This window comes from Candidatus Thermoplasmatota archaeon (assembly GCA_029907305.1).
In the GTDB taxonomy this organism is placed as follows: Archaea; Thermoplasmatota; E2; order DHVEG-1; family DHVEG-1; genus JARYMC01.
On record JARYMC010000060.1, the window covers coordinates 1 to 9,882 of the forward strand.

At 37.0% G+C, this 9,882-nt stretch carries 9 protein-coding genes; 7 read left to right on the forward strand and 2 right to left on the reverse strand.

Annotation, left to right across the window (positions count from 1 at the left end; translation table 11 throughout):
• The 7 genes from QHH19_05295 to QHH19_05325 all read left to right on the forward strand — a co-directional run.
• Positions 1–1,212, forward strand: a 1,212-nt coding sequence (locus QHH19_05295; protein ID MDH7517740.1) for a LamG domain-containing protein, incomplete at its 5' end; no start/stop codon positions are given.
• Positions 1,213–1,229: 17 nt separating this feature from the next.
• Positions 1,230–1,673, forward strand: a complete 444-nt coding sequence (locus tag QHH19_05300; protein ID MDH7517741.1) for a flagellar protein G — start codon at positions 1,230–1,232, stop codon at positions 1,671–1,673.
• A gap of 24 nt (positions 1,674–1,697) precedes the next feature.
• Positions 1,698–2,411, forward strand: coding sequence for an ATPase domain-containing protein (locus tag QHH19_05305; GenBank protein ID MDH7517742.1), 714 nt, complete (start codon positions 1,698–1,700; stop codon positions 2,409–2,411).
• 21 nt (positions 2,412–2,432) lie between these two features.
• On the forward strand, positions 2,433–4,085 hold the full coding sequence (locus tag QHH19_05310; protein ID MDH7517743.1) for a type II/IV secretion system ATPase subunit: 1,653 nt from the start codon (positions 2,433–2,435) through the stop codon (positions 4,083–4,085).
• Positions 4,086–4,137: 52 nt separating this feature from the next.
• Complete coding sequence (locus QHH19_05315; GenBank protein MDH7517744.1) at positions 4,138–5,790, forward strand: type II/IV secretion system ATPase subunit; 1,653 nt, start codon at positions 4,138–4,140, stop codon at positions 5,788–5,790.
• A 9-nt stretch (positions 5,791–5,799) separates the two neighbouring features.
• Positions 5,800–7,578: a type II secretion system F family protein gene (locus QHH19_05320; GenBank protein ID MDH7517745.1), complete on the forward strand. Its 1,779-nt coding sequence runs from the start codon at positions 5,800–5,802 to the stop codon at positions 7,576–7,578.
• Between the two features lie 87 nt (positions 7,579–7,665).
• A complete protein-coding gene (locus QHH19_05325) occupies positions 7,666–8,748 on the forward strand; it encodes an ATP-dependent 6-phosphofructokinase (GenBank protein ID MDH7517746.1) in 1,083 nt (360 codons plus the stop codon).
• Here the strand turns inward: QHH19_05325 and QHH19_05330 are convergent.
• Positions 8,726–9,325, reverse strand: a complete 600-nt coding sequence (locus QHH19_05330) for a flagellin (protein MDH7517747.1) — start codon at positions 9,323–9,325, stop codon at positions 8,726–8,728. The genes QHH19_05325 and QHH19_05330 overlap by 23 nt on opposite strands.
• A gap of 229 nt (positions 9,326–9,554) precedes the next feature.
• Positions 9,555–9,882 (reverse strand): flagellin (locus QHH19_05335; protein MDH7517748.1); only part of this gene is annotated, 328 nt, incomplete at its 5' end.

Below are 9,882 nucleotides of genomic sequence, written 5' to 3' on the forward strand. Positions count from 1 at the left end.
CCATATTGGCAGAACACCCAGCCATTAACAATCACCGCCACTATATATGATACTGGAAGAAATGGACTCAAAAACGTCACATTATACCATAGGTTTTCAACAGATAACTCAACATGGGAAGCATGGACAAAATGGAACAATGCGAGCAACCCAGATATAGACCCATGGATAACATGCAGCTGGAACTTCAACTTCCCAAACGGAACAGGATACTACGAGTTCTACAGTATAGCTGCTGATAATACAAGCAATACTGAATTAGCACCTAGTGTTGCCGACGCGATATGTTGCTATTTAATCACAAATACCCCACCAGTTCTCACAAACGAAACACCAAAAAATGCATCTATTGATATCGAATTAAATCCAATATTAAGCATTCAAGTAAATGATAGCGAAGGACAATTAATGAATATCACATGGTACTGGGGGATAGACAGCAGTTGTCCTAATTTTATTGGAACCAATAACTCAGTTACAAATGGAACATATTACATGACAAATGACAACAATTTTTCTATTAAAGGACAAACATACTACTGGAGAGTTGTAGTAAACGATGGCAATGGAGGATGGACAAACAATACGTTTCATTTTAAAACAACCAGTGCAAATAAAGAGATTATAAGCAAAGAAAAAACCGCGTATTCACTAGAAATTAATGCAGATGGCACAATGCTCTATGGTTTTATTAACAACACAAATGTAACAACATCTGTAGATACAAACTGGCACCACGTTGTTTTAACCTATGATGGAATAACAATTAAACTATACATAGATGGAAAGCTAAAAAACTCTACTACTTTAATTGGAAACATACCAACAAATAATAATGATCTATTAATAGGAAAACGATTAACAGGAGCTCTTGATGAAATACGTGTATCAGCTATAGCTAGAAGCAAAGAGTGGATAAACACAACCTACAAAATGATTATCTCACCAGAATCTTTTATAACAGTAGAAAAAGAGCAAAACCAACAATACACTTATCTAAAAATAAAAATTAAAAACACTGGGAGCACAACAATTAAAACGCAAGATACTACGATACTGATAAACGGTACTGATAAATCGTTCATAAAAATTCAACCATATCTATATCCTTTAAAGGAAACAAGCATATTTATAAACGTATCAGTAGCTGGTTCGAAGAGAAATAAATTTATTACTGGGAATGGTATTACTAAATATGAGGGGTATAGCTAGTTTGAGGGGAAACAGCTATGGGATTTAGCTTAACTGGTACACAAGTCATATTCTTTATTGCATCAGTGATCGTCGCTGGTGCAGTATCAGGTGTTTTCATAGGTGTCACAACAAATGTTACTAATAGTTTATCAGATAAGGGGGATAGATTACAGGAGCAGCTTGATACAGATTTTAAGATAATCAATGACCCAGTGGCCATACCAAACATAGATGGTTACTACAGGTTTTATCTAAAAAATATAGGTGGTAAAAAACTGTTAACAACAAACCAGACCTTTCAGATATTTGTTGATGGAGAGATTATACCTACAGCGAACTATTATTTTTCTGTTAGCAGTATCCAACCTGGTGAGGTTGCTACAATTTATGTGGATGATGATGAAATCGGAGCAGGGGATCATACAATTAGGTTGGTAGGTCCCTTAGCAATTGAAGATAAATTCACGTTTACTATTTAAAAAAAAATTGGAGGGGATTAAAAGATGGAAGGAGCAAAATCTTTATTACTTGAGAGAAAAGGAGAATCTGATGGTTTTGCTCAAAGATTCGGTAGGGTTATACCGGATGGTTCTTTGGTTTTTGTTGAGGGGAAAGAGGGGGCAGGTAAAAGTATTTTTTGTCAGAGATTCTGTTTCAGTTTTCTTAAAAATGGTTCAACTTGTTCTTATGTTTCCACGCAGTATACTGTAAAAAGTTTTTTAAGACAAACAGCGTCAGTTGGTTACGATGTAAGAAAATATTTGATGAGTGGTAAGCTTTTTTTTATCTCGACGGAGGTTACGTTAGCGGAGACTTTACCGAAAAAAACTTTTTTGGAAAAACTGATAACTTGTAAGAAACTTTTTGATCCGGAGATTATCTTCATAGATTCTCTGTCTACTTTGCTTAATGAGAGTTTGAACAAGGATAATCTTGTTGATCTCACCAATTTTTTTAATAGATTGAAAGGGTGTGGCAAAATAATAATTTTAACTGGTAACCCAAATGAATGGTCGCAGGAGATACATAATGCGTTTCAGATGATAGCTGATATACATTTTAGGATCACAAAAGAGAACATGCCTGGTATTGGTATAGTTCATAACATCTATTTGGATAAATTCAATGGTGCACGTTATAAGTATGATCCTTTGACGACTTTTTCAGTTAGACCTGGTATAGGGCTTACTATAGAAACTAGTGGGATAGCGTTCTAGGGAGGGGTGAAAAAGTAAAATATGATTAGGATGGAAAAAAAAGAAGAGGAGAAAATCATAAACGAGAACCCTCATCTTAAAAGATATATTTCTGAGATAGAGAGAAAGATTGGTAGACCTGAGTTTTATAGTAAGATTTCGCGTGAGCTTAAGGAAGAAAAATATCCGAATATAATTTATCCGACGAAGGGGACTGTTTTTATACATATTTATAGAACCAGAGATATGGATCAGATAGAGTATCATGCTATTGAGCCTGTTCTCAGCGACATTGAAAGAATGAAGCGGGAAAAGATTTTGGATTTGATTTATGAGAAAGCTATTAGGTTAAAAAAAACCATCAAAAATCAGGATGATCTTAGGAAGGCTATCAAAGAGGTTTTAGATGAGATTACAATTGTTGATGAAAAATCAGGTGATATTACTTCAGAGAAAGGTTTTTTAGGTGGATTGAAAGGTGATAAGGTTAGAGTTACATCTATTGAGAAGATGAATTTGGAGTATGATATCTCGAAGGATATTGTTGGTGGTGGGCCTCTTGAGCCTTTTATGAGAGACCCCTATCTGGAGGATGTTCATGTTATAACTGGTGAAAAAGTCCATCTTGTTCATAGGGTTTTTGAGATGATTAAAACCAATATTGTTATAGATAAGGATTGGGCTGCTACGTTTTCGCAGGAGTTTAGTGAGAAGATAGGTAGTCCTGTTAGTGAAGGTCAGCCTATAGCAGATGGTACTTTACCTGATGGTAGCAGGGTTAATATTATTCATAGTAAGGATGTAAGTATTAAGGGTCCTACTATGACTATTAGGAAGTTTACTGAAACCCCTATTAGTGTAACTCAGCTTATAAGTTGGGGTACTATGGATGCTGGTATAGCTGCTTATATTTGGCTTTGTTTACAGTATGGGCGTAGTTTGTTTATATGTGGTGAGACTGCTTCTGGTAAGACTACTACTGCTAACGCTATAGTACCTTTTATACCACCTGATAAAAAGATTTATACGGCTGAGAACACGCCAGAGATGCATATACCCCATCCGGTGTGGCAACAGTTGTTGACAAGGTCTACAGGGCCACAAGAAGGGCATATAGAGCTTGTTGATCTTTTGATTGCTGCTTTGAGGTCTAGACCAGATTATATAATACCTGGGGAGACAAGGGGTATTGAGGGGCGTGTTGTTTTTCAGGCTATGCAAACAGGGCATCCGGTTATAACAACATTCCATGCTGGTAGTGTAACAAAGGTTATACAACGTTTCACAGGGCACCCCATAAATGTGCCTAAGACGTTCATGGATAACCTTGATGTTGTTATAATACAGATGGCTGTAGAGCGGAAAGGAAAAAAGGTTAGGAGAGTTCTCTCAGTTGAGGAGATAGAAGGATATAACAGGCATGTTGATGCCATAATATCACGCACAGCATTCCAGTGGAACCCTGTTGAAGATACACATGGTTTTAAAGCATATGGAAACAGCTATATCTTGGAGCAGAGGATAGCTAGAAACGCTGGGTATAAGGATGTAATGCAGATTTATGATGAGTATGATCGAAGAAAGCATATACTGCAGAGGATGGTGGAGGAGAAGATATTTGATTATTATGAGGTTGTACAATTCCTGTGGACTTTCTATAGGGAGGGAATAAAGGCTTTGCCGATATCTCTATAGGACAGTTAAAATAAGAGATATACAACTTAATAAATGGGATGAGGAGAGAAATATGACTGAGATGAGTGAGGAAGACAAAAAAAATTTATTCGAAAGTTATCCTCATCTAAGAAAATACGTGGAGAATATCAGAGAGAAAATTGGTGAACCTGTTTTTTATTCGACTTTGCCTTTTGAAGCTAGAGAACAAGCTTACCCGAATCTGATATATGCGACTAAGGGTTCTGTTTTTGTTCATATATTCAGAACAAAAGATATGGATGAGATAGAATACCATGCTATCGAACCGTCATTAAATGATATAGAGAAAAAAAAATATGAGAAATTATTGGATTCTATAGTTAAACTTGCGCCTAATAAAAAAAGTGTTGTGACAGATGATGAGTTGAAAGAGGTTTTAAAAGAAATAGTCAACGAGCTTATTATCGTGGATGAAAAAGCAGAAGGTTTTGATGATAAAAAAGGTTTTTTAGGTAAATTCACTAAATCTGATAAAATAAGGGCTACATCCATCCAAAAAAATAATATCGAGTATTTTTTAATAAAAAACCAGATCGGCGGTGGTGCTATCGAGCCTTTTATGAGAGACCCCTATCTGGAGGATGTTCATATTATATCAGGTGAAAACGTTCATCTTATCCACAAAGTCTTTGGCATGATAAAAACCAATGTGCAAATAAACAAAGATGAGGCGCCTGCTTTTGCTAGAAAATTAAGTGAAAAAATGGGTGCAACAGTTAGCGAGGGTAAACCCATAGCAGATGGGATGTTGCCAGATGGTAGTAGAGGGAACGTCATATACAGTGACACGGTGAGTATAAAGGGACCTAGTATGACAATCAGAAAATTCACAGAAACACCTATTAGTATTACACAGCTGATAAAATGGGGTACGCTTGGTTCCAATATCGCTGCGTATCTATGGCTTTGTTCACAATACGGGCGTAGTTTCTTTATATGCGGTGAAACAGCTTGTGGTAAAACTACAACGATGAATGCTTTGCTACCATTTATACCACCTGAAAAAAAGATTTATACGGCTGAGAATACACCAGAGCTAACTGTTCCGCACGTTGTTTGGCAGAGGCTGCTTACAAAAACAACAGGGCCAAAAGAAGGACAAGTGGACTTGTTTGACCTTCTAAAAGCAGCGTTGAGGTCAAGACCAGATTATATAATACCTGGTGAGGTAAGAGGTGCGGAGGGAAACATCGTTTTCCAGGCTATGCAGACAGGACACCCGTGTATAACAACTTTTCACGCTGGGACGTTAACAAAGGTTATACAACGTTTCACAGGTGACCCAATAAATGTACCAAAAACGTTCATGGATAACCTTGATTTTGTTTTGATACAGAGTGCTTTGGATAGAGATGGTAGAAGAATCAGACGATGCATCTCACTGGATGAGATAGAGGGTTATAACAGGGAGGTTGATGGTGTTATGGCGAGGACAGCCTTTGAATGGGATCCTGTTGAGGACAGACACATTTTCAAGGCAAACAAAAACAGTTTCATACTGGAACAAAAAATAGCGAAAAACATGGGGTATGTTGACACAGCAGAAATCTATGATGAATACGAACGTAGAAAACACATACTTGAGAGGATGGTTGAAGAAGAAATATTTGACTATTATGAGGTGGTACAATTCATATGGACATTTTATAGGGATGGAGAGAAAGCGTTACCCATATCCATTTAGTGATTTGAGATGATTGCTGAAAAAAAGAAAAAATTGAGGTTACGAAAGAAAGAACCAATAGATAAAGATAAAAAGAAACGAGAGTTCATAAAACAACTCAGAATAGCCTATAAAAATCTTGATGACCCTAAAAAATACAAGAGAAACATCCTACTTCCACTAATTATTTTAGGAGCATTGGTTTTTTGTTTACCTTTTATCTTAGAGTCAATTATTGGAATGCCTCTGGATTTGAATCCTGTAACTTTTATAGTCGGTGGGATAGTACCAATATTCCTAGGCATCCTCTATCCCTATATTAGCTGGAAAAACAAAGAGAATGACATAAACGGGAAGATGCATTATTTTATCACACATCTCAGAGTCCTTGCTATATCAGATATGTCTCTGAAGGATATAATAAAAGTTATCGGTGGCAAAAAAGTATATGGTAGCCTTGGTAAAGAAATTGAAAAAGCCAGCATTCTCTCTACACAATGGAAAGTTCCACTTGCTAGAAGCTTCAAGTTCGTGTCAGATAGAACACCCAGTAAAATACTGAAAGATTTTTTAGATCGTTTTGCACAAAGCATAGCCAGCGGTGTAGATCATAGAGAGTTTATTGAAACAGAACAAAACGCTGTTCTACAGGAATACAAAACAATGTATGAGACTGCGAACGAAAACATTGTTATCATCAACGAGGTTTATACCGGTCTACTTATCTCTATTATATTTATAATGTCACTTGGAATTGTTTTACCAATAATCATGGGAGGCTGGGATATGAACACGTATCTTTTCCTCTCAGCTTTTCTATTAATTATCTCTGAGGGGATGCTTCTTTATCTTTTACGTTCAATGATCCCACGAGACGAGGTCTGGCATCAAAGCGGTGAAAAAAGCGCTACAGAGTTGAGACTATGGAAAAGTTTTAAAATATCTGTTATAGCCTGCATAGTTATAGGTGTTGTCTTATTTTTTGGAAAATATAGACTAGATATTCCTGTTCTAGGCATAATTCCTTTTGAGATCATAGCAGCTATTTCTCTTACTCCTCTTCTTATCCCTGGTTTAGAAACATTAAAGGCTGAGAGCGATATCACAAGAAAAGAAAAAAGTTTCCTAGGTTTCTTACCTGCGTTAGGTTCTATTTCTACCATGAGAGGAGGCAAAATAAATGATTCTGTTTATTATCTTAGTGAAAAGGATTACGGGGTTCTCACCCATCATATAAGAGATCTCTACAGAAGACTTAGAACTAGGATTAACGATGATTCCGCATGGGAATGGTTTGGTGTTGACACAGGGAGTAACCATATACAGAGATCCAGTGAGATGTTTAGGGAGGCAACCTATGCTGCTGCTAACCCAAGAACTGCCTCACGTATGATAGCTGAGAACATAAGGAAAATCCGGGATCTACGCATCAAAAAGTTTTCTATTATCGGTACATCAGCTTCTTTGTTCGCTGGCATCACTTTTGGTGTAGCCTTCAGCATCTATGTCTCACTTGTCATAGCACGACATTTGAATAATCTAGTGCTTGAGGAAAACGTAGGAAACCCTTTTGAAAGCATAGGTACGAGTGCAATTCTTACAGCTATGCCACCTGAGACTTTTGTAAACGCCTTTCTAATTATTTTTATAGTATTGGTTATACATTGTCTTATAATGTCTCTCACAATAAGAGTATTAAGGGATAGTCATATCCTAGTTACCCTTGCGTATTTCATTCCATTTGTATGGATTATCGCTATTACAGCAGTTCTTGTCGATATCGTACTCACAGGAGTCTTGGTAGTCTAATTTTTATGTTTGGATTATTTCAGAACCATAACATATTAAAACATGTTAAAGATAATGAGTCCTGGTGGAAGAGCAAAGGATGCTTTTATGAAAAGAATAGGTGTTCTAACAGGTGGAGGAGACTGCCCTGGTTTAAACGCGGTGATACGCGCTATTGTTAAAAGATCTCTGCAATACAACTGGGAGATAATCGGCATAAAAAACGGCTGGAGAGGATTAATCAACGGGGAAATAGAGCTACTAACAGACTATTCTGTATCAGGCATCCTACCCAAGGGTGGAACCATAATTGGTACATCAAGGACAAACCCGTTTAAAAACGAGGGGGATGCCCAGAAGGTTTTAGACAATATAACCAAGTTTGGGATTGATGCTATTATCGCTATAGGTGGTGATGACACACTTGGTGTTGCATTGAAATTCCACCAGATGAATATTCCTATTGTTGGTGTCCCTAAAACAATAGATAACGATCTTTCATGCACCGATTACACTTTTGGTTTTGACACAGCTGTTTCCATTGTAACCGAAGCCATTGACAGGTTACATACGACAGCTGAGTCACATCATAGAATAATTGTTTTAGAGGTTATGGGTAGAAACACTGGCTGGATCGCTACAATAGCAGGCATAGCAGGTGGGGCAGATCAGATACTAATACCAGAACAACCATTTGATATAGACGAGGTCTGTGCATACCTTAAACAGCGTTATGAAAGAGGAAAAAAGTTTAGTATAATAGTTGTGGCAGAAGGAGCAAAACCCAAGGGTAGTGAATCATTTTTTACGATCAGTAAAGAAAAAGACGAGTTTGGTAACGAGAGGCTTGGTGGAATAGGTCATTTTTTAGCAAGAGAAATAGAGAAACGTATGAAGGTAGAAACCAGGGTAACTGTTCTTGGGCATGTACAAAGAGGGGGATCACCTACTGCGCATGACCGTGTTTTAGCAACTAGGTTTGGTGTCGCTGCTGTTGAGCTTGTTAAAAACAGGGAGTTTGGTAAAATGGTGGCTTTGCAAGGCGACAAAATCGTATCTGTTAAACTCGAGGACGCTGTTTCCAAGATTAAAACAGTTGATAAAGGATTATATGATATAGCAAAAATCTTTTTCGGTGAACTAAACATAGAGCAAACAATCAAAAAACCTAGGGATATAAATCGATTATAGGGCTAGAAAAAAAACTAGGTGTTTTAAATGCTACTGAGCCGCTTATACCGTTTTCTGGTACTACGTTCCCGGAGACATCTGTGTTTGTATCTATTCCTGAAAAACAAGCTGTTGTGTTAATAAGCAGAACAAGTAGGTCACCGTTATTTATGATAGGGTTATTTGCGCTACATGATGAGTCTATATCCCTAATTACCATTACACCAAATGTAGAAGACGTGAGGTTACTAGCATTAAGGGTACCAAATAAACCATTGGATACACTAGGGCTAAAAGAGTTATTTGAATAACTGAGGACTATTTTATTGGTTGAATCAGAGATAGACAAATATGTGTACTTTATATCTATTGATTCTGAGCCTGCTATTGGTGTAATAAAAAATGCGAGCTGCGTGATCATAGAACCATTATAGTACCCACTTACATGTGTAACCTTTAAACCAGATGAAATACTCTGGATTGTCTCAGTAGCTGTTCTAAGCGCTTGTTGCTGGTAACTATTCATGGTTTGAATTATAACAGATGCTGTGATACCAGCAACAAGCAGCATGGCGATAAATATAATTAAAGTGCCTATGCCAATAGCTGCTTTATCCCCATCACCAAATTTTTTGTATATAACGTTTATCCCCTCTAGCCTCTCCCGCTCAATTTATAATGAGCATATCAAGGGAAAGATTTTTAATTCAAGTAACTAGAATTACAAATGGGAATAAAAATTTATGGTTTCACATTTTTTGTATTGTGTATAAAAAGAGTTGAAGTGTTGTGGTGTTTTATCCCACAACAGATATATCTTTATTTTTTTACTGTAGATCAAAGATATATGATGCTTGTGGGTATGACATTGGTGTTGTAAAAGAAATAACACCAGGTGCACCAGACTCAGGCTTAACCTGACCCCAAACATTAGTCCTAGGTGGGATCATATCACCAAACGTAGCACTACTGTTACAACGCACAAGCAAAGCAGCCTTATCACCACGATTCAAAACAGGGGTATACTGTTTAATTGAACCATCCTCATCCTGCAAAACAATAATACCAAAAGACTCACCATCAAGAATGCCCCAGGCACTATCATTCAAAACCGTAAATATATTACCAGATGTACCATCCTTACTCTTAAAAACA